Source organism: Streptomyces sp. NBC_01017, assembly GCF_045162795.1.
Classification (GTDB): Bacteria; Actinomycetota; Actinomycetes; order Streptomycetales; family Streptomycetaceae; genus Streptomyces; species Streptomyces machairae.
The window spans coordinates 2,372,071-2,398,102 of sequence record NZ_CP108683.1; the positions used below are offsets into that span (position 1 = coordinate 2,372,071).

Sequence of the window (26,032 nt, forward strand, 5' to 3'; positions counted from 1 at the left end):
ATGACTCTCACCCAGCACGACATCGACCGGGAGATCGCGGCCGAGCATGCCGCGTACGAGAAGCGGATCGCCGACGGAGCCCCCGTCGAGCACCACCCGCGCCGCGACTACACCCCCTACCGCTCCTCCGTCCTGCGCCACCCGAAGCAGCCGCCGGTCACGATCGACGTCAGCCAGGACCCGGAGCTGGTGGAGCTGCACTCCCCCGCCTTCGGCGAGCGGGACATCACCGAGATCGACAACGACCTGACCCGGCAGCACACGGGTGCGCCGATCGGCGAGCGCATCACCGTCGAGGGCCGGCTCCTCGACCGCGACGGCCGTCCGATCCGCGGCCAGCTCATCGAGATCTGGCAGGCCAACTCGGCCGGCCGCTACGCCCACCAGCGCGAGCAGCACGACGCCCCGCTGGACCCGAACTTCACGGGCGTCGGCCGCACCCTGACCGACGACAGCGGCTTCTACCGCTTCACCACCGTCCAGCCGGGCCCGTACCCGTGGCGCCAGCACGTCAACGCCTGGCGGCCGGCCCACATCCACTTCTCGCTGTTCGGCACGGCGTTCACGCAGCGGCTGGTGACGCAGATGTACTTCCCGAGCGACCCGCTGTTCCCGTACGACCCGATCATCCAGTCGGTGACGGACGACGCGGCCCGGCAACGGCTGGTCGCCACGTACGACCACGGCCTGTCGGTGCCGGAGTTCTCGATGGGCTACCACTGGGACATCGTCCTCGACGGACCGAACGCCACCTGGATCGAAGAGGGACGCTGACCTGCCATGACGAAGATCGACACGAGCCGTCCCGAGACCGTGCTCCCGACCCCGTCGCACACCGTCGGCCCCTTCTACGGCCACGCCCTGCCCTTCCCCGGCGGCGGCGACATCGCCCCGATCGGCCACCCGGACACGATCGTCCTCCAGGGCCACATCACCGACGGCGAGGGCAATCCGCTGCCGGACGCCTTCGTGGAGCTGTGGGGCGCCGACCCGGACGGGAACATCCCGCAGGTCGACGGCTCGATCCGGCGCGACCCGGCGAGCGGCGGGTATCTGGGCCGCAACGGCGTGGAGTTCACCGGCTGGGGACGCATCCAGACCGACGCAGGCGGCCACTGGACCGCGCGGACCTTGAGGCCGGGCACGCGCGGGCGGAGCGCCCCGTACCTCAGCGTGTGCGTCTTCGCGCGCGGCCTGCTGGTGCACCTGTACACCCGGATCTATCTGCCGGGCGACGCTGCGGCTCTCGCCACCGACCCGTTGCTCTCCCGGGTACCGGAGGAGCGGCGCGACACGCTGATCGCACGGGAGCAGCGTGATGGGACATACCGTTTCGACATCCGCCTTCAGGGCGAAGGCGAGACGGTCTTCCTGGAGTACCAGTGACTTCTCCCGATCCCGACACCGGCCTGCTCGCGCCCGGGTGGACAGGCTCCCCCGCGGCCTCCGCGACCGGTGACAGCGCCTATCTCCAGGCGCTGTTGGACGCCGAGGCCGCGCTGACGCGGGCTCAGGCCGCGCTGGGGACGGCCCCGGCCGAGGCGGCGCGAGCGGTCACGGAGGCGGCCGAGGCGGCCCGCTTCGACGTACGGTCCCTCGCCGAGCGTGCCCGCAGGGGCGGCAACCCGGTCATCCCGCTGGTCGCCGACCTGACCGAGGCGGTCGGCGAGGAGTACGGCCCGTACGTCCACCGGGGTGCCACCAGCCAGGACATCCTGGACACGGCGACGATGCTGGTCGCGGCACGCACCCTGGACCTGGTGCCGGCCGACCTCGACCGCACCCAGCAGGCCCTGGCCCGGCTGGCCGCCGAGCACCGCGACACCGCGATGCCCGGGCGGACCCTCACCCAGCACGCCGTACCGACGACGTTCGGGCTCAAGGCGGCCGGATGGCGGTCGCTGGTGCTGGACGCACGGGACCGGGTGACTGCCGTACGGAACTCGCTGCCGGCGCAACTCGGCGGCGCCGCCGGGACGTTGGCGGCCTTCGGGGCGTACGGCGCGAGCGATCCGACGGCGCTGCCGGCGGCGTACGCCCGCGAGCTCGGCCTGCGGGCACCCGACCTGCCCTGGCACACCCTGCGCACGCCCGTCGCCGATCTCGCCGGGTGCCTCGCCTTCACGGCGGGGGCGCTCGGCAAGCTCGCCGCGGACGTCCTCACCCTCTCCCGCACCGAGATCGCCGAGGTGGCGGAGGGCAGTGGCGGGGGCTCGTCCGCCATGCCGCACAAGTCGAATCCCGTACGGTCCACCCTCATCGCCTCCGCAGCACGGCGGGCGCCTCAGCTCGCGGCCACGCTGTACGGCTCGCTGGCGGCGGAGGACGAGCGGCCGGCCGGGGCCTGGCACGCCGAGTGGGAACCGCTCAGGGACCTGCTGCGGCTGGTCGGCGGGGCCGCCCGGGATGCCGTCGAGCTGACCGAGGGACTGCGGGTCGAAGCCGATGTCATGCGCGAACACCTGGATCTCACCCACGGGTTGATCATCTCGGAGCGGCTGTCCGCCGAGCTCGCCCCCGTGCTGGGGCGGGCCCGCGCCAAGGAACTCCTCACCCGGCTGGCGTCCGAGGGCCGCCCGCTCGACCAGGCGCCGGAGCTGACGGACGTCGACCTCGATCCCACCCACTACACCGGCTCCGCCGGAGCCCTCACCGACCGTGCTCTGGAGCGACGTTGACCGAGAAACTCCTCAATCACCGTGCCGAAGGGCCCGCTTCCGCTCCCCCGCTGCTGCTGGGACCCTCGCTCGGCACCTCGTACGCCCTGTGGGACAAGGTCGCGCCCGAGCTGTCGATCGGTCATCGGGTGGTCCGCTGGGATCTGCCGGGGCACGGGGGTTCGGCGGCCGACCTCATCGGCGCGGGCGCGACGGTCGGTGACCTCGCCGGCCTGGTGCTCGCGCTCGCCGACTCGCTCGGTGTCGAACGGTTCGCGTACGCGGGGGTGTCGCTCGGGGGTGCGGTCGGGCTGCACCTGGCCGTGCACCATCCCGAACGGGTCTCCTCGCTGGCCGTGATCTGTTCGTCGGCCCACTTCAACGGCTCCAGGCCGTGGGAGGAGCGGGCCGCGCTGGTGCGGCGCGAGGGGCTGGCGGGGCTCGCCGAGGGCGCGAACGACCGCTGGTTCACACCCGGGTTCACCGTGCCGGAGCTGGTGCAGGACCACCGGGACGCCGACCCGGGTGCGTACGCCGCCTGCTGTGATGCGCTCGCCGCGTTCGACCTGCGCGACCGGCTGCCCGAGATCTCCTCCCCCACGCTGCTGATCGCCGGCCGCGCGGACCCCGCGACTCCGCCCGCGCATCTGAGGGAGATCGCGGACGCCGTGCCCGGTGCCACGCTCGTGGAGCTCCCGGGGGCCTCGCATCTGGCACCCGCGCAATGCCCCGAGGCAGTGCTGACAGCGCTGCGGGCGCACTTCGGGGGCGGTGCCGGGCGAGGCATGGAGGTACGGCGCGAGGTGCTCGGGGACGCGCACGTCGACCGTGCGCAGGCCCGGCAGACGCCGTTCACCGCCCGCTTCCAGGACTTCATCTCGCGCTACGCCTGGGGCGAGATCTGGACCGACCCGACGCTCAGCCGCCGCGAGCGCAGCATGATCACCCTCACGGCACTGGTCGCGCACGGCCACTACGACGAGCTGGCCATGCATGTCCGGGCGGCCCGGCGCAACGGGCTGACGCCGGAGGAGATCGGGGCCGTACTGCTGCAGACGGCCGTGTACTGCGGTGTTCCGGCGGCGAACTCGGCGTTCGCGGCGGCCCAGCGGGTGCTGGCCGAGGAGGCGGAGCCGGACGCCTGACCTCTGAGCCGCCTCACACCACTCCCGCGGCCAGCGCCGCCTCCGCCTGGAGCACCAGTCCGTCCGCGCCGCACGACCGTGCCAGCGTCAGCCCGCGCCGAAGCTCCGCCGACGAGCGCGCGGCGATGCCGTACTCGACCCGGGCGGCGGCGTGTTCGTACTGGCAGGGCGAGGCCTCCAGATAGGTGACGGCCTGTTCGGCCAGGCGTACCGCGCGCTGGCCGGTCTCCAGGGCGGCGGCGCAACGCAGGGCCTCGCCGATGGCGGTGTCGGTGCCGAGGCGCTCGGCGTGCCGGCGGACGTCGGTGGCCAGCCGGGCGGCGCGCTCCGGGTCCTCGTTGGCGAGGGCACGGGCCAGGTCGACGGCCCAGGGCACCAGGACCGGGTTGTTGTGGCTGCGCACGGCAGCCGCCTTCTCCGCGGCCTCCAGTTCGTTGATGCCGTCCTTGGTACGGCCGACGGCCAGGAGCAGACGGCCGCGGACCGAGCGCGGGTCCGGCAGCACGATGGTGGTCGGGTAGGGCGGGGCGAAGCCGTGATCCTCGGCGAGCTCCCAGGCCTCCTGGACATGGCCGCGGGCGAGCAGCGTGTCGACGAGGTTGCAGGTCGCCGACCAGTACAGGGGCAGGCGACGGCCGACGCGCTCGGCGAGTGCCAGCGACTTGCGCAGTGACGCCTCTGCCTCGCGGAGCCGGCCGCGCCTGCGGTGCCCGACGCCGACGTAGGCGTGGGCCAGGGCGAGGTGGCCGCCGCTCCAGCCGGCGGACTCGTACGCGCGCAGGGCCTCGTTGTAGAGGGACTCCGCACGGTCGAGGCGGTCGGTGAAGGCGTAGGAGTTGGCCAGCATCATCAGCAGCTCGATGCCCCACTCCGGGTCGGTCCAGCCGAGTCCGGGGGCGAGGCGGCCGTTGACGAGGGCGCGGTCGCACAGTTCGGCGACCTCCTCGGCGTTCTCACCGCGGACCATGGCGTCGAAGCCCCGCAGGATGAGCAGGGCACGCTCGGAGTTGTCGCGACCGGTGCAGGTGGCGGCGAGTTCGGCGAGACGCGTCGAGCGCCCCGGGTAGGCCTCCTCGCCGGCGTGGATGCCCTCCCACATGAACTGCACCGCCTGCAGCCGCAGTCGGGCGGGGCCGGCCCGGTGCCGGGCGGCTTCCGCCTCGACGGTGCGGACGGCCTCCTCCAGCTGGTCGTTGTGGAGCAGGGCCTGGGAGAGGCGGTAGACGGCGTCGACGCGTTCGTCGCCGTCGAGACCGGGCATGGCCAAGGCGGTCTGGAGGTGGTCGATGGTGGTGGCGGGCGCGGTGAGGAGGGTGGCGCCGCCCAGTTCGTGGAGCACGCGCGCGTGGACCTCGGGCAGGGGCGGTTCCAGCAGGGCCCGCTCCAGACAGCGGCGGGCCGCGTCGGGGGCGCCGACGGCGAGGTGTTCGCGGGCGGCCTCGCGCAGCTGCTCGACGAGTTCCTCGTCGCTGTCCGGGTGGACCTCGAGGAGGTGGCGGGCGGCGACCGCGGCGCCGCGGCCGTTGTCGGTGACGACGCGGGCGGCGATGCCGTGCATCGCGGTGCGCAGGGCGTCGGGTATGGAGTTGTAGACGGCGGAGGCGATGAGGGGGTGGACGAACTCCAGCTCCCCGTCGCCCGGTTGGGCACCCGCCGGGTCGGGCTCGGTGAGGATGCGGGCGGTGCGCAGGAGGGCGGCGCAGCGCACGGCGTCGTCGAGGCTCATGGTGGCGAGCTCGGCCACCAGGTCGACGGAGATGCCGGTGCCGAGGATGGCGGCCGCCCAGGCGAAGCGGGTGGCTTCGATGCCGAGTGTCTCCAGGCGTGCGACGAGGCCGCCGCCGCGTGCCGCGCGGTTCAGGGCGCGCAGCTCGGCGGCCGCGGCCTCGGTCGGCTCGAACTCGCTGTCCTGCACCTTGGCGAGGAGTTCGACGGTCTCGTACGGGTTGCCGCCGGTGACCGCCCAGACCTCGCGGCAGAACGGGGCGTCGGCGTGCGGGCCGAGGGTGGCGCGGGTGAGGCCGGCGGTCGCGTCCGGGGTCAGGGCGCTCAGAGTGGCGACGGAGCTGCCCGCGGCGGCGACCGCGTCGAGGTGGCGGGCGCTGTCGCCGCTGACCTCGCCGGGGCGGCGGGCCACCACGACCAGGACGTTCTGTTCGCCGAGGCGTTCGGCGAAGGCGGCGAGCCAGCGCAGGGTCTCCTGGTCGGCCCAGTGGGCGTCGTCGATCAGCAGCACCAGCGGCCAGTCGCGCCGGGCCAGCCGGCGTACGGCGGCCACCAGGCCGTCGCACACGCCCTGCGGGTCTGCCTGCCGCTCGCCGGGGTCCGTGATGCCGAGGGCGGGTCCGGCGATGTCGTACCAGTCGCCGAGGTACTCGCGCGCCTCCTCCGGCATCAGCGACAGCAGGGCGGGCTGCATCAGCTGCCGTACGACGTTGAAGGGGACGGAGCGCAGGGTCTCGCTGCCGCGGGCGGACCACACCGTGCAGCCGCGGGCCTCGGCGATACGGCGTGTTTCGGCCAGCAGCGCGGTTTTGCCGAGTCCCGCCTCGCCCCGGAGCACCAGGAGGCTGCCCGACGAGGACTTCTCTGCGCACAGGGTGTCGAGCGCCCCCTCGAAGGCGGCGAGTTCCTCGTCGCGCTCCCACAGGGAGGCCGAGGCGGCCTGTGTGGGCCGTACCTCCGTCATCCCGCTCCCTCCCCAAGTCGCCCGAACGACGTACCGACCTCGAGCGTAGCCGTCCGATTGCCTAAGTGGAGGCGGGTCCGGGCACCTGTTGCCGTGAAGGGTGACAGGTGGTGCGGACGGGCGACGCGAGGGGCCCGCGACCTGCGCCATGAAAACTGACTGTCAGTCAAAAATAGGCCTCTCCAACGACGTTCGAAGGCGCGGACATGACGCTGACTTCTTCCGACCGAGGCACGGTCCGGTCCCGCAAGGCGCTTGTCGCGGGTTCGGTGGGCAACTTCATCGAGTGGTACGAGTTCGGGGTCTACGGGTACTTCGCGACGATCATCGCGGCGCGCTTCTTCACGCCGGAGGGCGGCAGCGAGGTCGAGGCTCTGGTGCGGACGTATGCGTCGTTCGCGCTGGCGTTCTTCTTCCGGCCGGTCGGAGCGGCCCTGTTCGGGCGGCTCGGCGACCGGATCGGGCGGCGTCCGGTGCTGATCCTGGTGATCACACTGATGACCGGGGCGACGACGCTGATCGGCGCGCTTCCGACGTACGACACCGTCGGCGCCCTCGCCCCGTGGCTGCTGACGTTTCTGAGGGTGCTGCAAGGGCTGTCCGCGGGCGGGGAGTTCGGGGGCGCGGTCTCGGTGATGACCGAATTCGCGCCACCCGGGCGGCGCGGTCTGTACGGGTCGTGGCAGTCGTTCACGGTGGCGCTGGGGCTGTTGGGCGGCGCGGGGGTGGCGGCGCTGCTGGCCACTGTGCTGACCGAGGGCCAACTGGGCGACTGGGGCTGGCGGTTGCCGTTCCTGCTGACGTTGCCGCTGGGGCTGGGTGCGCTGTGGCTGCGGCTGCGGCTGGACGAGACGCCGGCGTTCCGGGAGGAGCGGGAGGCCGAGCGGCCGCCGGGGCGTGAGGTCGCGGGGGCGATCGCGCTGGGCGCCGGGCGGATCATGGGGTGGGCCGCGGCCGGGTACACGTTCCTGGTCGTACTGCCGTCGTACCTGCAGTCCACGCTGGACGCGACCTTCCAGCAGGCACTGATCGCCACGGTGCTGGCCAACCTCGGTTTCGCGGCGACGATCGTGCCGGCGGGGTGGCTCAGCGACCGGTACGGGCGGCGGCCGGTGATGCTGACGGGGGCAGTGCTGGTGGTGGTCCTCGCGGTGCCGCTGCTCAACCTTCTGCAGGACCCCGGCGTTTCCCTCACCGTGAAGGGCGCGGCGGTGTGCGGCGCAGGTGCCGTGGTGGGGCTGATGGCGGGCCCCGGCCCGGCCATGCTCGCGGAGCTGTTCCCGACCAACGTGCGCTACACGGGGCTGGGACTCGCCTACGCCCTGTCCAATGCGGTGTTCTCGGGCTGCGCCGGGCTCATCATCACGGAGACGATCGAACGCACCGGCAACGTGGACATCCCGGCGTACTACGCTGCCGCGACCTGCGCGGTGAGTGTCCTCGCGCTGACCGCGGGGCCGAAGGCGCGGACCCAAGAGCCGGAGGCCCCGGTCAAGGAACCGAACAGGAAGGCGAGCTGATCGAATGCGGGTGATCGGCCTCATGTCGGGCACCTCCCACGACGCCATCGACGCCGCAGCCGCCGACCTGAACCTCGTCGGCGACAGCCTGGTGCTCAAGGCGCGAGGGCTGATGAACGTGGCTCATGCCGAAGCGTCGCGCCACGCACCCGCGGCGGCAGCTGTCCGGGCAGACCGCGAGCTGTGCGACGGCCCGCCCGGCGGACACCACACGCCGGCCAAGACGCCGAAGCCGAAACGGAAGGCGAGCTGATCGAATGCGGGTGATCGGCCTCATGTCGGGCACCTCCCACGACGCCATCGACGCCGCAGCCGCCGACCTGAACCTCGTCGGCGACAGCCTGGTGCTCAAGGCGCGGGGGCTGGTGAGCGAGGGCTATGACGAGGCGTTGCGGGAGGCTCTTGCGGAGGTGCTGCCTCCGGGGGTGGCCTCGATGGCGGACGTGTGTCGGCTGGATACGCGGATCGGGCAGGCCTTCGCCGCGGCGGCGGTGCGGGCGGATCGTGAACTGTGCGGCGGGCGGGCCGAGTTGGTCGCCTCGCACGGGCAGACCGTGTACCACTGGGCCGAGGACGGACAGGTGCACGGCACGCTGCAGCTCGGGCAGCCCGCGTGGATCGCCGAGGCGACCGGGCTGCCCGTGGTCGCCGACTTCCGGCCCCGCGACATCGCGGCGGGAGGACAGGGCGCACCGCTGGTCAGCCTGGTCGACCTGCTGTGGCTGCGCGGCCGGCCCGGCACGCCAGTCGCCCTCAACGTCGGCGGGATCGCCAACCTCACCGCGCCCGACGGCACCGCCTTCGACACCGGGCCTGGCTGCGCGCTGATCGACGCCGCGGCACGGGGGTTCAGCGGCGGACGGCTGTCGTACGACGTGGACGGGGCGCTGGCCGGTCGCGGCAGCGTCCATGAGCCGCTGCTGCTGCGGTTGCTGGAGGAGCCGTACTACGCGCTGCCCGCACCCAAGACGACCGGCAAGGAGCTGTTCCACCTCGGCCACCTGCGCGACGCACTGGCCGGGTTCGGGACCCTGCCCGCCGAGGACGTCGTCGCCACGCTGACCATGCTCACGGCACGGACGGTCGCCGACGCCGTGCGTGCGATGGGCGCGACGGAGGTGATCGCCTCGGGCGGCGGGACGCGCAACCCCGTACTGATGAGGATGCTCGGGCAGCGGCTCCCCGAGGTGTCGCTGCGCACGTCGGACGAGTTGGGGCTGCCGTCGGCCGCGAAGGAGGCGTACGCCTTCGCCGTGCTGGGATTCCTGACCGCGCACGGACTGCCCGGCACCGTGCCGTCCGCCACCGGCGCCCGGCACGCGCGCGTGCTCGGCTCGATCACCCCGGGCCGGGACGGACTGCGGCTTCCGCCACCCGCGAAGGAGCAGCCGATTCGGCTGGTCCTGGAGTGATTCGGGCCGAAATCCGAGCACGCCGGGGCCGGATCCTCTCATCCGGCTTTCACCGACACCTCATACGGTGGGCTCATGACGCAGGTGACTCCTCCCGGCTGGTACCCCGACCCCGGCCGGCAAAGTGACGGTCCGCCCACCGAGCGCTGGTGGGACGGCAAGGCATGGACGGACCAGGTCCGGCACTCGGGGTCGGCCGACGTATGGGGTCCTCCGGAGCAGTTGCCGGCCGAGGGCGCTTATCCGGCGTATCCGGCACATCCGGGCTATCCCGGCGAGTTGGAGTCGGGCGGGCGGCGTCGGCTGCGTACCGGGATAGCCGTGGGAGTGGCCGCCGTGGTCCTCGCGAGCATCGGTGTCGGCGTGTACGCGCTGACCGCCGACGACGGCTCGGGCGGCAGCAGCGCCAACTCCCCACAGCAGGGCTCCGGCGGACAGGGCGGGCCCGGCGGCGGTCAGGGCGGCCCCTTCGGCGACTCCGGCGGCGGCGACGGCGGTTCGGGCGGCGGCGACGGCGGTTCCGGCGGCGAGTCGCCCGCACCCGACGAGTCCGAGGCACCGAAGGTGGACAGCGGTTCGGTGACCGACGCCATAAACGGGATCAGCATCCCCATCCCGGACGGCTGGTACGGACAGGAGAGCGGCTGGGGCGCGAACGTCGCCTCGGACGACACGTACAAGTGCCCCGCCGACACCTCCCAGAGCTGCCAGAAGGGAGGCGCGTACTCCGCTCCCGCCCTCGCGCACGGCACCAAGGGCGACACGGCCGAGGAGGTCGCTAAGGCGGACATCGAGGCGAACGCCACGGAGTCCTACGGCAAGGGCTACGGCAAGATCACCTCGCACGAGGTGCTGGCCTCCAAGGCGGTGACCGTGGCCGGGCAGAAGGGCTACCTGGTCCGCTGGAAGGCGATCACGAGCAAGGGCACCGACGGCTACGTCGAGTCGCTCGCCTTCCCCTCCCCCGTGAGGGCGGAGCAGATGGTCGTGGTCCGCTTCGGCGTCGACGTCGGTGAGAAGCAGTCGCTGATCGACGAGATCACCAAGGGCATCAAGGTGTCCACCGGCGGCGGCAACGGCCAGGACGTCTGAGCCGTCCCGACCGCGCCCCGCACACAAGGCGGCCGGGTGGGGCGGCCCCTCCGCTCAAGGGGAACCCCACCCGGCCGGGGGGTGCGCGCCGCCCCCGTCCCCACGGTGCGGCGCGAACAGGTCACCGTCCAGTCATCCCGTGGACGGCGGCCTGAGTCTCAGGTGAGACCGAGTGCCGGTAGCACGGCGGCCTCCACGAAACGGACGAGGTAGTCGGGGTCGGCGTCCTCGCCCTCCAGCACGGGACGCGCCCGCAGCACGCCGAAGATCTGCGCGGGGACGTACTCCAGCGCCGGATGGCCGGCGGCGACCTCCCCGCGCTGGACCCCACGCCTCAGGATCTGCCGCAACGCCTCGATCTCGGGGTCGATGAGCGCCTCCCGCAGGGCGCACTTGAGTTCCGGGTCCTCCATCACCGCGTGCCCGAGCGCCTGGAACAGTCGCGTGTCCTTGGCCGACCACGCCCCCGCGGCCCGCGCGGCCTCGCGCAGGTCGTCGGCGAGCGTGCCGGTGTCGATGCCGTCGAAGCGCGTGAGCCGGCTGGACCGCAGGGCCGCCGCCACGAACTGGGGCTTGGTCCCCCACTGCCGGTAGAGCGTGGACTTGCTGCACCGCGTGCTGGCGGCGACGCCCTCCATGGTGACGGCGTCGTAGCCGCAGGCGCGGATCTGTTCGAGCACGGCGTCGAAGAACTCCCGCTCACGCTCTGGCGTGATCTTGGAGCGGCGCGAGGCGGCGACCGTCTCCGGTCCGTTCGCGGCCTGCGACGTCATGGCTCTTCTCCTCGCTCCGGTGGGGCGGCCCCGTGGGGTGACGGAGGCCGCGCTTCCAGTGTGTCGCACGTCTATCGATACGCCACTGTACCGGAACGTGCCCGTATCGGTACAGTGGCGTATCGGTACAGCTGCGTTTCGGTACATTGGCGTATCGGTACGTCGCCGTACCGATGAGTTCGCCGAGCCCGAGGAGTCATGAGCTCGACAGCTCGGCCCAGCACCACCCAGCGACACCCAGCACCACCCAGCACCACCCACCGTCAGCGAAAGGGCCGGGGGAATGAATGCCCGCACCGAGCCTGCCCGGGCGGAGACCGACGCGATAGCGCGGCCTCCGCTCGTCCGGGAGCTCCTGCTCGTCGCAGGGCTCTTCCTCGTCTACAAGTTGGGCCGGCAGCTCGCCACGGGCCACACCGGCGAGGCCTTCCACAACGCGGACCGCGTGTGGGACCTGGAACGAACCGTCCACCTGCCCGGCGAGGGCTCGGTGCAGAACCTGCTGCTGCACGGCGACACGCTCATACACATCGCGAACACCTACTACGCGACCGTCCACTTCCCGGCCACCGCGGCCTTCCTGATCTGGCTCTACCTGCGGCGCCCCGCGCACTACGTCCGGTCCCGCCGCGTCCTCGCCGTCGTCACCGCCGCCGCCCTGGTGGTGCACCTGACGTTCCCGCTCGCCCCGCCGCGCATGCTCGCCGCGGCCGGCCTGCTCGACACCGGGCAGGTGTACGGCCCCTCCGTGTACGGCTCGCCCGAGACCGACCACCTCTCGAACCAGTTCGCGGCGATGCCGTCGCTGCACTTCGGCTGGGCGCTGATGGTGGCGATCGGCCTGATCGTGGCGACCCGGTCGCGCCGGCGGTGGCTGTGGCTGCTGCACCCGCTGGTGACCCTGCTGGCGATCGTGGGCACGGCGAACCACTACTGGCTCGACGCGATCGTGGCCACCGCCATGGTCGGCACAGCCCTCGCCGTTGTTCAGCTGCCGCAGCGCACGGCGACGACGGCCGGACACGGCGCCGGCAGGCTCGTACCGGCCCCCCGCAGTGAGGAATCCGCGGACGAGGAAGCCGTACTCGTGGGGGCGGGCCGATGAACGCCACCGTCCTCGCCGTCGTCCTGTCGCTGTTCTCCGCCGTCGCCTACGCCGCCGCGGCCGTCGCCCAGGAGCGGCTGGCTGCCCGCGCCGCGGGTTCGGGCCTGCTGCGGCTGCTGGGCTCCGGCGCCTGGTGGGGGTCGGTCCTGCTCAACGGCTCCGGCGCGCTGCTGCACGTCGTGGCCCTCAAGTACGGTCCGCTGACCCTGGTGCAGCCGCTGGGCGCGCTCACCCTCGTGGCGGCGGTGCCGCTGGGTGCGCGCCTCGCCGGGCGACGGGTCAGCGCGGTCGAGTGGCGCGGTACGGCGCTGACGCTCGCCGGGCTGGGGGCGATCCTCGTCACGGCGTCCGGGCCCGCACCCGACGACGTGCTGAGCACGTCCGAGGCGGTGGCGGTCGCGGCGGTGACGGTGGCGCTGATCGGCATGCTGTCGCGGCCGGGCGCCCGGCCGGGGCTGCGGCACGCGACCGCGTCCGGATTCGCCTCCGGAGTGGCCTCGGCGCTCACGCAGACGGTGACGGTGGCCGCGACGGACCACTCGGCCCCGCTGCTCAGCCTTCAGGTGGTCGGGGTGGCGTTGCCGGTCGCGGCCCTTGCGGCGAGCGGGCTGCTGCTGTCGCAGACCGCCTACCGGGGCGGCCTCGGCGCCCCGCTCGCGGTGGTGACGCTGGCCAACCCGATGGCGGCCGCGGTCATCGGGCTGGTCCTGCTCGGCGAACGCCAGCAGGGCGGCGCGGCGGGCATCCTGCTCGCGCTGGCCGGGGCGGGCCTGGCGTCCTGGGGCGTGGTGCTGCTCAGCCGGGCGACGCCCGACCCCGCCTCCCCCCTGGCACCCGCCACGCCCGCTCCCGCCGCGGACGACGACCACCCCGTCGCCGCCGTACTGGCCCTGGAGGCCGAGGCGGCGGCACAGGGACGGGCGCTGACGCCCGAGTCGTCCGCGCAGGAGGCGGCGTTGGTGCCCCGGCAAGCGGAGCCGGGGCACCTCACAGCACATTGAGCAGAGCTGCGATCCGGACTAATCCGTGATGATCGCCGGGTCACTCACGCCCGGCCGCCCGTTCTCGACGTGCCCGGCGAAGCGCCGCAGGAACTTCGGGTCGGCGTCGGTGGTGACGGTCAGGTCGTACCAGCGCCGGCTCCCCTGCAGATCGACCGTGTGGCGCACGCTGTCGCCGGGCCGTACCGTCGCCGTCGCGGGGCGACCGCCGTACCCGTTGGCGATCTTCAGACGGACGCTCGCCGTTCCCTTGTTGGTGAAGGTCAGCTCGATGTCGTCGCCCTTGTGCCGGGCGGTGACCTCGGGACCGGCCGTCTTGTTCGAGCCCTTGAAGTAGCGCACGAAACCGTTGGGGCCGTGGACGGTCAGGTCGTACGAGCCGTTCGAGTACGCCGAGTTCCAGGTGTCCGCGATGCTCTTGCCGGCCTCGGTGGTGTACATCCAGGGGCCGTCGGTGCGGTTGCCGGAGGTGATGTGGAAGGCGGCACCGGCCTTGGCCCCGGAGGCGAAGGACAGCGTGAACTTGCCGGCCGCCGCGTCGACGGAACCGTCGACGTGCGGGGCGTACTTGAGCGGGCGGGCCCGACGCAGACCGCGCTCCTGCTTCGGCATGGCCGGGTCGGCCGGCGGCGTCGGCTTGTAGTCGGGGTGACGCTCGCGGTCCGGCGGCTCGTACTCGTCCGTCTCGGGCAGCGCGGCCGGGCGGCTGTCCTTGCAGGAGAAGTCGAAGGCCGAGGTCAGGTCGCCGCAGATGGCCCGGCGCCAGGGGGAGATGTTGGTCTCCTTGACGCCGAAGCGGCGCTCCATGAACTGCAGGATCGAGGTGTGGTCGAGGGTCTCGGAGCAGACGTAACCGCCCTTGCTCCACGGCGAGACGACCAGCATCGGCACCCGCGGGCCGAGGCCGTAGGGGCCGGCCGGACGGTTGCTGTCGCCCTTGTAGAGGTCGGGCGAGACGTCGACGGTGGACTTGCCCTTGGAGGCGTCCTTCGGTGGGAGCGGCGGCACCACGTGGTCGAAGAAGCCGTCGTTCTCGTCGAAGGTGATGAACAGGGCCGTCTTCGACCAGACCTCCGGGTTGGAGGTGAGGGCGTCCAGCACCTGGGCGATGTACCAGGCGCCGTAGTTCGAGGGCCAGTTGGAGTGCTCGGTGAAGGCCTCGGGGGCGGCGATCCAGGAGATCTGCGGCAGCTTGCCGGCCTTGACGTCGGCCTTCAGCTGGTCGAAGTAGCCGTCGCCGTTCTTGACGTCGGTGCCGGTGCGGGCCTTGTCGAACCAGGGGTCGCCGGGCTTGGCATTGCGGTACTTGTTGAAGTACAGCAGCGAGTTGTCGCCGTAGTTGCCCCGGTAGGCGTCCTCGATCCAGCCCCAGGAGCCGGCCGCGTCCAGGCCGTCGCCGATGTCCTGGTAGATCTTCCAGGAGACGCCCGCCTGCTCCAGGCGCTCGGGGTAGGTGGTCCAGCCGTAGCCGAGTTCGTCGTTGCCGAGGACCGGTCCGCCGCCGGTGCCGTCGTTGCCCGTGTAGCCCGACCACATGTAGTAGCGGTTCGGGTCGGTGGAACCGATGAACGAGCAGTGGTAGGCGTCGCAGACGGTGAAGGCGTCGGCGAGGGCGTAGTGGAAGGGGATGTCCTCGCGGTTCAGGTACGCCATGGTCGTGGTGCCCTTGGCGGGGACCCACTTGTCGTACTTGCCGCTGTTGTACGCCTGCTGACCGTCGTTCCAGCCGTGCGGCAGGCCCTCCAGGAACTGCATGCCGAGGTCGTCGGCGTCCGGGTGGAACGGCAGGATGTCCTTGGTGCCGTTCGACTGGTGCCAGATCGACTTGCCGCCGTCCTGCGCCACCGGGCGCGGGTCGCCGAAGCCGCGGACGCCGCGCAGCTTGCCGAAGTAGTGGTCGAAGGAACGGTTCTCCTGCATCAGGACGACGATGTGCTCGACGTCCTCCATCGACCCCGTTCGGTGGTTCGCCGGGAGGGCGGCGGCCCGCTGGATGCTGCTCGACAGAGCAGTGAACGCCGTGGTCGCGCCCGCGACTTGAAGGAACCTGCGGCGATTGACTTCGGGCATGAGTGAGGGACCTCTTCCCATAGGGGGTGATGTGACCGGACGGCATGTGACGGAATGCGCGCGGAAGGAGTGTTCCAGGAGCACCAAACGTCAGGGAAGGGTCTGGTGGCGCTCGTGTGAAAGTCGTCGGTACGTGAGGTGTGCCGGGACCGGGACACGGGGATGGTCGCGATCATGACAGAGACGACGCGCACGGTTTCCCCGCCGACGAAACGGCCCGTACGCCAGCTCCTCGCCGCCTCCGTCGGCAACGCCGTGGAGTGGTACGACTGGTACGCCTACACGTTCCTCGCCACCTACATCGCGGCCGAGGTCTTCCCCAAGGGCGCCGACAACTCCCTGGTGCCGCTGCTCTCGACGTTCGCGGTCTTCGCCGTGGGCTTCTTCATGCGGCCGGTGGGCGGACTGGTGATGGGCGCGATCGCCGACCGCCGCGGCCGGCGCGCCGCGCTGGCGGTCACCATCCTTCTGATGGGCGGCAGCAGCCTGCTGGTCGGCCTGACCCCGACCTACGAGACGGCAGGCGTCCTCGCTCCGGTGATCCTGGTCCTCGCCCGCCTCCTCCAGGGCCTGTCCGTGGGCGGTGAGTTCGCGGCGTCGACGACCTTCCTGGTGGAGTCGGCGGGACCGGGCCGCCGCGGGCTGTTCTCCAGCTTCCAGTACGTGTCGACGACGGCCGGGCAACTCGTGGCCTCCGGCATCGCGACCCTGCTGGTGGACACCCTGAGTGACGGGCAGATGAACGGCTGGGGCTGGCGGGTGCCGTTCGTCCTCGGTGCCGTACTCAGCCTGGTCGGCTTCTGGATCCGGCAGGGCGCCCAGGAGACGCGGAGCGCCGAGCAGCAACAGGCCCCGCGGCCGGCCCTGTTCGAGGCGCTGCGCCGCCACCCCCGCCAGTCCCTGCTGATCTGCGGGATCACCGCGGGCGGCACGATCGCGTACTACACATGGACCTCGTACCTGCCGACGTACGCCGAACTCAACGCGGGCATCGAGAAGTCCGACGCGCTGCTGGCGGGCACGATCTCGCTCGCCTTCTTCGCCCTCCTCCAGCCCCTCGGCGGCCTCCTCTCCGACCGCTTCGGCCGCCGCCCCCTCCTCCTCTTCTTCGGCCTGGGCTTCGCCCTCCTCACCGTCCCGCTGCTGCACGCCCTGCACGACTCGTTCGCGGTGCTGCTGCTCGTGCAGTGCGCGGGCATGGTCCTGCTGACCGGGTTCACGTCGATCAGCGCGGCCGTGAACGCCGAGGTGTTTCCGCCCCGGGTGCGGGCCGCGGGTATCGGGTTCCCGTACTCACTGACGGTCGCGATGTTCGGCGGGACGGCGCCGTACGTCGGCACGCTGTTCAAGGAGCTGGGTCACGCGGATCTGTTCCCCTGGTACGTCGCCGTACTCTGCCTCGGCTCGTCGCTGGTGTATCTGCGGCTCCCCGAGACCGCTCACAAGCCGCTGGAGCGGTGAGTGCTCGACATGATCCCGGTCCGCGGGTGTGATGAGGTGGGGATCATGACGACGAGTGACGCGATCGTGGTGCCCGGGCTGTACGTCGGCTACCCCGAGGTGGCCTTCGGCGGCTACGTCGCCGGTGTGCTGGCGGAGCAGTCCGGGGCACGGACGGTTCGCGTGGACTTCCGTGGGCCGGTGCCGGTCGAGGTGCCCGTGCGGATCGCCGAGACGGCGGACGGCGGCGTGGAGTTGGGCGAGGCCGACCGGCCCCTCGCCACGGCACGCCCCGACGAACTGCCGGTCGACGTGCCGGCTGCGCCCACCTGGGACGAGGCGGCCGCCGCGGCCGACAGGTTCCGGGCGGCGCCGCCGTCGGGTGTGGTCGACTGCTTCGGCTGCGGCCTGCGTACCGCCGACCGCGGTCTGCGTGTGCACGGCACGCCGGTGCCGGACCTCGGCCTGGTGGCCTCCGCCTGGACCCCGTCCCCCGCCTTCGCCGACCCGGACGGCCGGCTCCCGGCCCCGCTGGTCTGGGGCGCCCTGGACTGCCCGGGACACTGGGCGGGCCGCTTCCTCGGCACCCTGCGCCCGGGAGCGGTCACCGCAGCGCTCACGGGCACGATTCTGCGGCCGGTCGCCGTCGGCGAGCCGTACATCTCGTACGCGTGGCTGCGGTCGGAGTCCGGACGCAAGCACACCATGGGCGTGGCACTCGCGACGGCCGCGGGCGAACTGTGCGCCGTCTCCGAAGCGTTGTGGATCGACCCGAAGCCCGCCCCCTGAAACCGCCGCTTCCCGAGCTCGTCGTCCCGTGGCGTGCGAGGCGGAGGTGGCGCATGGTGGAGGTAGGGAGCGGGTCCCCCCTGCGTTCCGCAGGCTGCGGGGCGGTCCGGCGTGCCCGGCTCCCGAACAGGCGGGAGGAGGACTGCCATGGTGTGTGTCACAGGCCCACTGCTCTACGGGGCCGCCGCCGGCGCCGCGGGTACGACGACGCTCAACGTGGTCACGTACGGCGACATGGTCCTGCGGGGCCGGCCGGCCAGTTCCACACCCGAGACGACCGTGCGCAGGCTGGCGGAGAAACTTCACCTGCGTATCCCCGGCGAGGGTGCGGTCCAGGAGAACCGCATTGCGGCTCTCGGCGCGCTGACCGGCCTGGCTGCCGGGACCGGTATGGGCGTGGTGCTGGGGCTGGCGCATGCAGCCGGTTGGCGTCCGGCTCCGAGCGCCCAGTACGCGGTGGCCGTGGTGGGGGCGTTGGCGGCCACCAACGGGCCCATGACCGTGCTGGGGGTGACCGATCCCCGGACCTGGGCCGCAGCCGACTGGGCTGCCGACATCGTTCCCCACCTCGCCTACGCGGTGGTGACGGTGAGTGTGTTCAACCGGCTCCTCGGACCACCGCCCACCGCAGCCCGGGGCAGGAGGGCGTCACATCGTGGCCGACACTGTTGCTGACCTCATCGTCTCCATGCTCAAGGCGTCCGGCGTGCGCCGCGTGTACGGTCTGCCCGGCGACTCCCTCAACGGCTTCACCGACGCGCTGCGCCGTGACGGCACCATCGCGTGGGGGCATGTCCGGCACGAAGAGGCCGCCGCCTTCGCCGCCGCTGCCGAGGCAGGCGTGACCGGACGCCTCGCGGTCGCGGCCGGCAGTTGCGGGCCGGGCAACCTGCACCTGATCAACGGGCTGTTCGACGCGCAGCGCAGCCGGGTGCCGGTGCTCGCGGTGGCCGCGCAGATTCCCCAGGAGCAGATCGGCAGCGAGTACTTCCAGGAGACGCATCCGCAGCTGCTGTTCCGCGAATGCAGCGTGTACTGCGAACTGGCGAGCATGCCGGAGCAGGTGCCCTGGCTCCTGGCGACGGCTGTCCGCACCGCCCTCGAACGCAGCGGAGTGGCGGTGCTGGTCGTCCCCGGCGAACTGTTCCTGGCGCCGGCGCCCGACAGGCCCGCTCAGCACCCGGTGCTCAAGACGTCGTCCCACATCCGGCCGGACGACGCCTCGCTGGCCCGTGCGGCGCAGGTCCTCAACGCGGCCGACCGCGTGACGATCCTGGCCGGGGCCGGCTGCGAAGGGGCGCACGACGAGACCGTGGCACTGGCCGAGGCGCTGAAGGCACCCATGGTGCACTCGCTGCGGGGCAAGGAGTTCCTGGAGTACGACAACCCTTACGACGTCGGACTGACCGGGTTGATCGGCTACAGCTCGGGTTACCGGGCGATGGAGCACTGCGACGCGCTGCTGATGCTGGGCACCGACTTCCCCTACCGCTCGTTCTACCCGCGGAAGGCGTCCGTCGTGCAGGTCGACGTGCGCGGCGAGCACATCGGCCGCCGTACGCCGGTGGAGGTACCCCTGGTCGGGACCGTCAAGGACACCGCCCAGGCGCTGCTTCCCCTCCTCGAACGCCGGGGCGACGACGGCTTCTTGAACACGATGACCCGCCGCTATCAGCGGGTGCGCTCCCGCCTGGACCGGCTGGGCGAGGCCAAGCCCACCGACTCCCCGCTGCACCCGCAGTACGTAGCCGCCACCGTCGACCGACTGGCAGCCGGGGACGCGGCCTTCACCGCCGACGTCGGCACACCCACCGTATGGGCGGCGCGCTACTTGCGCATGAACGGGGCACGACGGCTCATCGGCTCCTTCAACCACGGCTCGATGGCCAACGCTCTGCCCCACGCGATCGGGATCCAGGCCAGCCACCCGGGCCGCCAGGTGATCGCGCTCTCGGGCGACGGTGGCCTCGCGATGCTGCTCGGCGAGCTGAGCACACTGCGGCAGCTGGACCTCCCGGTGAAGGTCGTCGTCTTCAACAACTCGGCGCTGGGTTTCGTCGAGTTGGAGATGAAGGCCGCGGGCGTCGTCACCTACGGCACCGGTCTGGAGAATCCTGACTTCGGCGCCCTGGCCCGCGCGGCCGGACTGCACGCGTCCCGCGTCCGGCGCGCGGACGAGTTGGAGGGGGCATTGCAGGAGGCGTTCGCACACGACGGGCCCGCACTGGTCGACGTGCACACCGAGCGCCAGGAGCTCTCGCTGCCTCCCAAGCTCACCCTTGAGCAGATCAAGGGCTTCACGCTGTTCGCCACCCGCACCGTCCTGTCCGGACGCGGTGACGAGATCCTTGAGCTCACCAGGACCAATCTGCGTCAGCTCAGCCTTGAGTAGGGGTTGCGGGGACGGTCGGTCCCCGCGCATCGTCCCCGCGCATCGTCCCTGCCCTCCGTCCCTGCCCTCCGTCCCTGCACTTCCGTCTGGCAGAAGTCGTCTTGCGCGGCGGTCGCAGCCGTCACGAACCTGATGCCAACCACGGCACGCGGGGCGACGAAGCCCCGCCGACAGGGACGGGAACCCCATGCCTCACACCACCGCCTTCGCCAGGAACCAGTGGTACGTCGCCGCCTACAGCCACGAGGTCGGGCGCGAGCTGCTCGGTCGGACCGTCCTCGGAGAAACCCTCGTGCTCTACCGCACGGAGGAGGACGGGACGCCGGTCGTCCTGCACGACCGCTGCGTGCACCGCCGCTACCCGCTGTCCGAGGCGCCGACCCGACTCGACGGTGACCGGATCGTGTGCGGGTACCACGGGTTCACGTACGACACCACCGGTACGTGTGTGTATGTGCCCGGACAGAAACGCGTTCCGCGCACCGCGCGTGTCGCGTCGTACCCGGTCGTGGAGCAGGACTCCCTGATCTGGGTGTGGGTCGGCGACCCGGCGCTCGCCGACCCGCAGAGCATCCCGCGGGCCGGGCACCTCGACTCCCCCGGCTGGGTCACCGTGCGCGGCATGGAGCCGATCGACTGTGACTACGGCCTGCTGGTCGACAACCTTCTCGACCTCTCCCACGAGACCTATCTCCACGGCGGCTACATCGGCACCCCCGAAGTCGCCGAGACCCCGATCACCACCGAGGTCGACGAGGGCGCCGGCATCGTCCGGGTCAGCCGGCACATGGACGACGCCGAGTGCCCGCCGTTCTACGCCAGGTCGACCGGCATAGCGGGCAGGATCACGCGCTGGCAGGACATCGAGTACCACGCCCCGTGCCTGTATCTGCTGCACAGCCGTATCGCCCCGGTCGGCGTGCTGCCCGAGGCGGACGGCAGCGACCCGAACGGCTTCCACACCGAGATCACGTACGCCATCACACCGTCCGGCGACGGCAAGGTGTACGACTTCTGGGCGGTCTCGCGGGACTGGGCGACGGACGACGCCGAGGTCACCGAGTTCCTGCGCGGCAACAACCACACGGTCGTCATGCAGGACGTCACCGCCCTCAACCTGCTCCAGCAGACCCTCGGCACCGAGCGCCACGGCTACCAGGAGCTGAGCATCAACATCGACACCGGCGGCCTGGCCGCCCGCCGTATCCTCGCCCGGCTGGTCGAGGAGGGCGCGAAGCCGATGGAGACGGAGAAGGTCCAGTGAGCGGTCCCACCGGCGAGATCTACCGCATCGACTGGCTGCCGGGCACCGACGTCCTGCACGGCACCTGTCACTGCGGCCGCGAGCACACCGCGCAGGACCCGGTGGAGATGTGGGAGTGGATGCTCGCCCACCCCCGGGGACACCGGCTCCAGGGACCCGAGGGACACGAGCCGCGAGGAACCAGTTCATGAACGACGCGTACGAAGCCGAACTCGTCGTCGCCCGACGGGAGTTCGCAGCCGACGGCGTCCTCGCCCTCACCCTGCGCCACCCGCTGGGCGAGCAGCTCCCCGCCTGGGAACCCGGCGCGCACATCGACGTCGTGCTCGGGCCGGGGCTGGAGCGCCAGTACTCGCTGTGCGGCGACCCCGCCGATCGCTCTGCCTGGCGGATCGCCGTGCTGCGGGAGCCGGACGGGCGCGGCGGATCCGCCCATGTGCACGAGCAGGTGAGTCAGGGCCACAAGGTACGGGTGCGCGGCCCGCGCAATCACTTCCGGCTGGAGTCCGCTTCCCGCTACGTCTTCATCGCCGGCGGCATCGGTATCACCCCGATCCTGCCGATACTGGCCGCGGCCGAGGCGGCGGGTGCCGCGTGGACGTTGCTGTACGGCGGGCGCACCCGTCAATCCATGGCGTTCGCCGAGGAGTTGGGGCCGTACGGCGAACGGGTGACCGTCGCTCCGCAGGACGAGTCCGGGCTGCTGGACCTGGCCTCGGTGCTCGACGACCTCCCGGCCGGCACCCTCGTCTACTGCTGCGGCCCCGGCCCCCTGCTGGACGCCGTCGAGGCGCGGTGCCCGTCGGAGGTGCTGCGCGTCGAAAGGTTCCGGGCGAAGGAGCAACCGGTCGGCGAGAACGGGGAGTTCGACGTCGAGCTGGCGCGGAGCGGCCTGACGCTCACCGTCGCGCCGGGCGTGTCCGTCCTCGACACCGTGCGCGCCGCCGGCATCGAGGTGCTCTTCTCCTGCACCGAGGGCACCTGCGGCACCTGTGAGACCGACGTCCTCGACGGCTCCCCCGACCACCGGGACTCCGTGCTCACGCGGGAGGAGCAGGAGAGCGGCGAGACGATGATGATCTGCGTGTCGCGGTGCCGGGGAAAGCGGCTGGTCCTGGATCTGTGACCCGTCTGGATCTGTGACCGGCCTGGAACTGTGACCGGCCTCGCTATGTGCCCCGCCCGGGCTTCGCGATCCGCAGGTCGCCCTCGATCCCGGCGACGGTCGCCAGCAAGTGCGGCAGCAGGTCGCTGCACACGGAGTCGGCCGAGTTGCGCCCGGCGTGCACGGCGATGTTGACGGCCGCGACCACCTCGCCGTCCCGGTCCCGCACCGGGGCGGCGACCGACCTGAGGCCCTCCTCCAGCTCCTGGTCGACGACGGCGTAGCCCTGCCGGCGAACGCGGCCGAGTTCCGCGCGCAGGGCGTCCGGCGAGGTGATCGTGCGCGCGGTGAGGGGCTTCAACTCGGCCTGCTCCAGCCTGCGTTCCACCTCCTCGTCCGGCAGATGAGCGAGGATCACCCGGCCCACGGACGTCACGTACGCCGGGAAGCGCGTGCCGACCGTGATCGACGCGGTCATGATGCGACGGGTCGGCACCCGCGCCACGTACACGATGTCCTCGCCGTCGAGGACGCACAGCGACGACGACTCCCGTACCTGCGCGACGAGTTGCTCGAGATGCGGCTCGGCGATCTGGGGCAGGGTGTAGCTGGAGAGGTAGGAGTAGCCGAGTTCCAGCACGCGCGGGGTGAGGCGGAAGAGCCGGCCGTCCTGGTGGACGTAGCCGAGGTCGGCGAGGGTCAGCAGCAGCCGGCGGGCGGCGGCACGGGTCAGGTCGCAGGTGTGGGCGACCTCGCTGAGCGTGCGGGCGGGATGGTCGGCGTCGAAGCAGCGGATGACGGCGAGGCCGCGCTCGAAGGACTTCACGAAGTGTGGTGCGCGGTCTGCCGGAAGCATCGCCACCTCCAATAGTGTCAACAATGTTGTCGGCGACGCGCCCGGCGCCGACCCGACCCATCCCGCTCCGTCCCGCTCCGCCCTGCCAATTGCCCTGTCTCCGTTGAGACTTCTACCTTCCCGCAGGGCATTCCCGCGCACTACTGTGCGCCTTGCGCACAACCTGTCGGAACACCGCTGCACCGTTGTCTGTACAGGAGGAGCCATGCGTCGTCTGTCGGCCGGTCTCACCGCCGGCGCCCTGCTGCTCGTCGCGACGGCCTGTGGCTCGTCCGACGACGGCTCGCCGGACGCGGGCGCGTCGTCCGGCGGAGTCACCACCGTCAAGCTCGGAGTCATCCCGATCGTCGATGTCGCGCCGCTGTATCTCGGGCAGCAGAAGGGGCTGTTCGAAAAGCACGGCCTCAAGCTGGAGTTCACGACCGCTCAGGGCGGCGCGGCGATCGTGCCCGGCGTGGTCAGCGGGCAGTTCCAGTTCGGGTTCAGCAACGTGACGTCCCTGATGGTCGCCCAGACCAACGGCGTCCCCGTGAAGGCCGTCGCCAACGGCATCGCGTCGACCGGCGTGCGGGGCAAGGACTTCAACGGCCTCATGGTCAAGAAGGACAGCCCCGTCAAGTCGGCGAAGGAGCTGGAGGGCAAGAAGGTCGCCATCAACACCCTGAAGAACATCAACGAGACCGCGGTGCGGCAGGCGGTGCGCGAGGCGGGCGGCGACCCCGACAAGGTGAAGCTCGTCGAGATGGCTTTCGACCAGATGCCCGCTGCCCTCGACCAGGGCCAGATCGACGCCGCGTGCGTGGTCGAGCCGGCGACCGCCACCATCAGGAGCCAGGGCGGCCGCGAGATCGCCTCGCCGTTGATCGACGTCGCGCCGGAACTCACCGTCGCGATGTACTTCACCTCCACGCAGTACGCGCAGCAGAACCCGGACGTGGTCAAGAAGTTCCAGGAGGCCACCGCCGAGTCCCTCGCCTACGCCGAGGCCCACCCGGACGAGGCCCGGCAGATCGTCACGACGTACACCAAGATCCCGGCGGCGGTGCTGGAGCAGGTCGTCCTCCCGAAGTGGCCGGCCGAGCCGAACCGTTCCTCCATCGAGGCCCTCATGAAGCTCGGCGAGGAGGACGGCCTCTTCAAGAAGACGCCCGACCTGGACGCCCTGCTGCCGTGAAGGGCGTGAACGTCGCACTCGGTGCGGCCGGCCTCGCGGCCTTCCTCGCCCTGGGCGAGGCGATGCCTCGGCTCGGTCTGGTCAAGGAGGCCTACTTCCCGCCGACCAGCCGTATCGCGGGGGCGCTCGCGGACGAGGTCACCGACCCGGCCTTCTGGAGCGCCCTCGGCGACACGCTCACCGGCTGGGCGCTGGGCCTGGCGATCGCGTCCTGCGCGGGCATCGTGGTCGGCGTGGTCGTCTCGGTCGTGCCGTATCTGCGTGAGGTGACGGCCTCCACGATCGAGTTCCTGCGCCCGATCCCGTCGGTCGCCCTGATCCCGCTCGCGGTGCTGCTGTACGGCACCGAACTGCGCTCGGTGCTCCTGCTCGTCGTCTACGCCTCGTTCTGGCAGGTGCTGATCCAGGTGCTGTACGGCGTCCAGGACGTCGACCCCGTCGCCGACGAGACGGCGCGGTCGTACGGCCTCGGCACCTGGGCGCGGATCCGGCATGTGCTGTGGCCGACCGCGCTGCCGTACGTGATGACCGGCGTGCGGCTGGCGGCGGCGGTCGCGCTGATCCTCGCCATCACCGCCGAACTCATCATCGGAGCGCCGGGGTTGGGCAAGCTCATCGGGGTGGCGCAGGCCTCGCAGGCCGTGCCCGAGATGTATGCGCTGATCGTGGTGACCGGGCTGCTGGGGCTGCTGATCAATGTGGGCGCGCGGACGGTGGAGCGGCGTGCGCTGGCGTGGCATCAGTCGGTGCGCGGGGAGGTGGCGGTGTGACGCGCGTGCTGCTGCGGCTGGTGTTCGCGTGCGCGCTGCCGGCGGTGCTGGTCACGGTCTGGTGGGTGGCCTCGGCCGGCAGCACGGACGTGTACTGGCCGCCCCTGCGGACGATCCTGGAGGCCTTCCCGGACGTATGGACGGCGGAGCGGCTGCGTGCGGACGTCCTGCCCAGCGTGCTGCGGCTGACGGGCGGCTACGCGTTGGCGGCCGTCGTGGGCGTGGCTCTCGGTACCGTCATCGGCTCCTACCGGCGGGTGCGTGCGGTGTGCGAGCCGGTCCTGGAGTTCCTGCGGGCGGTGCCGCCGCCGGTGCTGGTGCCGGTCATCATGCTGTTCGCGGGCATCGGCGACACCATGAAGGTCACGGTGATCGCGAGCGGCTGCGTCTGGCCGGTCCTGCTCAACACGGTCGAGGGCGTGCGGGCGGTGGACCCGGTGCTGGCGGAGACGGCACGGTCGTACGGCATCACGGGCGTGGCGCGGCTGCGGAAAGTGGTTCTGCGCTCGGCCGGTCCGCAGATCTTCGCGGGCCTGCGCCAGGCCCTGTCGATCGGCATCATCCTCATGGTGATCAGTGAGATGTTCGCCGCCAGCAACGGGCTCGGCTTCACCATCGTCCAGTTCCAGCGCGGTTTCGCGATCCCGGACATGTGGACCGGCATTCTCGTGCTCGGCCTGCTCGGCTTTGTGCTGTCGGTCGTCTTCCAGTTGGTCGAGCGGCGGGTGCTCGGCTGGTACCACGGTCTGCGCGCCTCGGCCCGGCGGTCGCCGTGAAC

General features: G+C 71.7%; 24 protein-coding genes. 20 read left to right on the forward strand and 4 right to left on the reverse strand.

Translation table 11 applies throughout. The features are described from left to right. Genes pcaH through pcaD form a run of 4 tightly spaced genes read left to right on the forward strand, consistent with a single transcriptional unit; the run spans position 1 to position 3,802 of the window. Positions 1-774 carry a protocatechuate 3,4-dioxygenase subunit beta gene (gene pcaH / locus OG331_RS11060; RefSeq protein ID WP_406194529.1) on the forward strand — a complete coding sequence of 258 codons (774 nt, stop codon included), beginning with the start codon at positions 1-3 and terminating at the stop codon, positions 772-774. Between the two features lie 6 nt (positions 775-780). Further along, the gene (gene pcaG / locus OG331_RS11065; RefSeq protein WP_406194531.1) at positions 781-1,386 is read left to right on the forward strand and encodes a protocatechuate 3,4-dioxygenase subunit alpha; all 606 of its coding nucleotides are present in this window, start codon (positions 781-783) and stop codon (positions 1,384-1,386) included. Beyond that, positions 1,383-2,678: a 3-carboxy-cis,cis-muconate cycloisomerase gene (pcaB, locus tag OG331_RS11070; RefSeq protein ID WP_406194534.1), complete on the forward strand. Its 1,296-nt coding sequence runs from the start codon at positions 1,383-1,385 to the stop codon at positions 2,676-2,678. The genes pcaG and pcaB overlap by 4 nt, the downstream gene beginning before the upstream one ends. Continuing rightward, complete coding sequence (gene pcaD, locus OG331_RS11075; protein ID WP_406194536.1) at positions 2,675-3,802, forward strand: 3-oxoadipate enol-lactonase; 1,128 nt, start codon at positions 2,675-2,677, stop codon at positions 3,800-3,802. Before pcaB ends, pcaD begins: the two co-directional genes overlap by 4 nt. A gap of 13 nt (positions 3,803-3,815) precedes the next feature. On the opposite strand, the gene OG331_RS11080 is transcribed toward pcaD, so the two are convergent. Further along, positions 3,816-6,491 (reverse strand): ATP-binding protein, encoded by a 2,676-nt coding sequence (locus OG331_RS11080; protein WP_406194538.1) that lies wholly within the window; start codon positions 6,489-6,491, stop codon positions 3,816-3,818. A 206-nt stretch (positions 6,492-6,697) separates the two neighbouring features. On the opposite strand from OG331_RS11080, the gene OG331_RS11085 reads away from it, so the two are divergent. The 4 genes from OG331_RS11085 to OG331_RS11100 all read left to right on the forward strand — a co-directional run bounded on the left by OG331_RS11085 (position 6,698) and on the right by OG331_RS11100 (position 10,515). Then, a complete protein-coding gene (locus tag OG331_RS11085) occupies positions 6,698-8,011 on the forward strand; it encodes an MFS transporter (RefSeq protein WP_406194541.1) in 1,314 nt (437 codons plus the stop codon). A 4-nt stretch (positions 8,012-8,015) separates the two neighbouring features. Next, on the forward strand, positions 8,016-8,264 hold the full coding sequence (locus tag OG331_RS11090) for a hypothetical protein (RefSeq protein WP_406194543.1): 249 nt from the start codon (positions 8,016-8,018) through the stop codon (positions 8,262-8,264). A 4-nt stretch (positions 8,265-8,268) separates the two neighbouring features. After that, positions 8,269-9,423: an anhydro-N-acetylmuramic acid kinase gene (locus tag OG331_RS11095; protein WP_406194546.1), complete on the forward strand. Its 1,155-nt coding sequence runs from the start codon at positions 8,269-8,271 to the stop codon at positions 9,421-9,423. Between the two features lie 75 nt (positions 9,424-9,498). Beyond that, positions 9,499-10,515 carry a DUF2510 domain-containing protein gene (locus tag OG331_RS11100; RefSeq protein ID WP_406194548.1) on the forward strand — a complete coding sequence of 339 codons (1,017 nt, stop codon included), beginning with the start codon at positions 9,499-9,501 and terminating at the stop codon, positions 10,513-10,515. Between the two features lie 158 nt (positions 10,516-10,673). Here OG331_RS11100 and OG331_RS11105 read toward each other — a convergent pair whose 3' ends face one another. Further along, a complete protein-coding gene (locus OG331_RS11105) occupies positions 10,674-11,288 on the reverse strand; it encodes a TetR/AcrR family transcriptional regulator C-terminal ligand-binding domain-containing protein (protein WP_406194551.1) in 615 nt (204 codons plus the stop codon). Positions 11,289-11,571: 283 nt separating this feature from the next. Here OG331_RS11105 and OG331_RS11110 point away from each other — a divergent pair, with 283 nt between their 5' ends. Next, positions 11,572-12,393, forward strand: a complete 822-nt coding sequence (locus OG331_RS11110; protein ID WP_406194553.1) for a phosphatase PAP2 family protein — start codon at positions 11,572-11,574, stop codon at positions 12,391-12,393. Then, a complete protein-coding gene (locus OG331_RS11115) occupies positions 12,390-13,394 on the forward strand; it encodes a DMT family transporter (protein WP_406194555.1) in 1,005 nt (334 codons plus the stop codon). The genes OG331_RS11110 and OG331_RS11115 overlap by 4 nt, the downstream gene beginning before the upstream one ends. Positions 13,395-13,412: 18 nt before the next feature. On the opposite strand, the gene OG331_RS11120 is transcribed toward OG331_RS11115, so the two are convergent. Next, positions 13,413-15,464, reverse strand: a complete 2,052-nt coding sequence (locus tag OG331_RS11120; protein ID WP_406194558.1) for a phosphocholine-specific phospholipase C — start codon at positions 15,462-15,464, stop codon at positions 13,413-13,415. 162 nt (positions 15,465-15,626) lie between these two features. Between OG331_RS11120 and OG331_RS11125 the strand changes: the two genes are divergently transcribed. From OG331_RS11125 to OG331_RS11155, 7 genes are all read left to right on the forward strand, one after another. Beyond that, entirely contained in the window at positions 15,627-16,925 is a 1,299-nt protein-coding gene (locus OG331_RS11125) for an MFS transporter (protein ID WP_406194560.1), read from the forward strand. Positions 16,926-16,970: 45 nt separating this feature from the next. Continuing rightward, positions 16,971-17,693: a hotdog fold domain-containing protein gene (locus tag OG331_RS11130; protein WP_406194562.1), complete on the forward strand. Its 723-nt coding sequence runs from the start codon at positions 16,971-16,973 to the stop codon at positions 17,691-17,693. A 147-nt stretch (positions 17,694-17,840) separates the two neighbouring features. Continuing rightward, positions 17,841-18,368: a hypothetical protein gene (locus tag OG331_RS11135; protein ID WP_406194565.1), complete on the forward strand. Its 528-nt coding sequence runs from the start codon at positions 17,841-17,843 to the stop codon at positions 18,366-18,368. Positions 18,369-18,381: 13 nt separating this feature from the next. Continuing rightward, the gene (gene poxB, locus OG331_RS11140) at positions 18,382-20,085 is read left to right on the forward strand and encodes a ubiquinone-dependent pyruvate dehydrogenase (protein WP_406209930.1); all 1,704 of its coding nucleotides are present in this window, start codon (positions 18,382-18,384) and stop codon (positions 20,083-20,085) included. A gap of 187 nt (positions 20,086-20,272) precedes the next feature. Then, positions 20,273-21,349, forward strand: a complete 1,077-nt coding sequence (locus tag OG331_RS11145) for a Rieske 2Fe-2S domain-containing protein (RefSeq protein ID WP_406194568.1) — start codon at positions 20,273-20,275, stop codon at positions 21,347-21,349. After that, positions 21,346-21,540 carry a hypothetical protein gene (locus OG331_RS11150; protein ID WP_406194570.1) on the forward strand — a complete coding sequence of 65 codons (195 nt, stop codon included), beginning with the start codon at positions 21,346-21,348 and terminating at the stop codon, positions 21,538-21,540. The genes OG331_RS11145 and OG331_RS11150 overlap by 4 nt, the downstream gene beginning before the upstream one ends. After that, entirely contained in the window at positions 21,537-22,475 is a 939-nt protein-coding gene (locus tag OG331_RS11155) for a PDR/VanB family oxidoreductase (protein ID WP_406194574.1), read from the forward strand. The genes OG331_RS11150 and OG331_RS11155 overlap by 4 nt, the downstream gene beginning before the upstream one ends. Before the next feature lie 43 nt (positions 22,476-22,518). Here the strand turns inward: OG331_RS11155 and OG331_RS11160 are convergent, their stop codons facing one another. After that, positions 22,519-23,310 (reverse strand): IclR family transcriptional regulator C-terminal domain-containing protein, encoded by a 792-nt coding sequence (locus OG331_RS11160; protein WP_406209933.1) that lies wholly within the window; start codon positions 23,308-23,310, stop codon positions 22,519-22,521. A 205-nt stretch (positions 23,311-23,515) separates the two neighbouring features. Between OG331_RS11160 and OG331_RS11165 the strand changes: the two genes are divergently transcribed. The 3 genes from OG331_RS11165 to OG331_RS11175 are packed head-to-tail and all read left to right on the forward strand — an operon-like array spanning position 23,516 to position 26,030. After that, a complete protein-coding gene (locus tag OG331_RS11165) occupies positions 23,516-24,484 on the forward strand; it encodes an ABC transporter substrate-binding protein (RefSeq protein ID WP_328877987.1) in 969 nt (322 codons plus the stop codon). Continuing rightward, entirely contained in the window at positions 24,481-25,254 is a 774-nt protein-coding gene (locus OG331_RS11170; RefSeq protein WP_406194577.1) for an ABC transporter permease, read from the forward strand. The genes OG331_RS11165 and OG331_RS11170 overlap by 4 nt, the downstream gene beginning before the upstream one ends. Continuing rightward, positions 25,251-26,030 carry an ABC transporter permease gene (locus tag OG331_RS11175; protein WP_406194579.1) on the forward strand — a complete coding sequence of 260 codons (780 nt, stop codon included), beginning with the start codon at positions 25,251-25,253 and terminating at the stop codon, positions 26,028-26,030. Before OG331_RS11170 ends, OG331_RS11175 begins: the two co-directional genes overlap by 4 nt. The last annotated feature ends 2 nt before the right edge of the window (positions 26,031-26,032 follow it).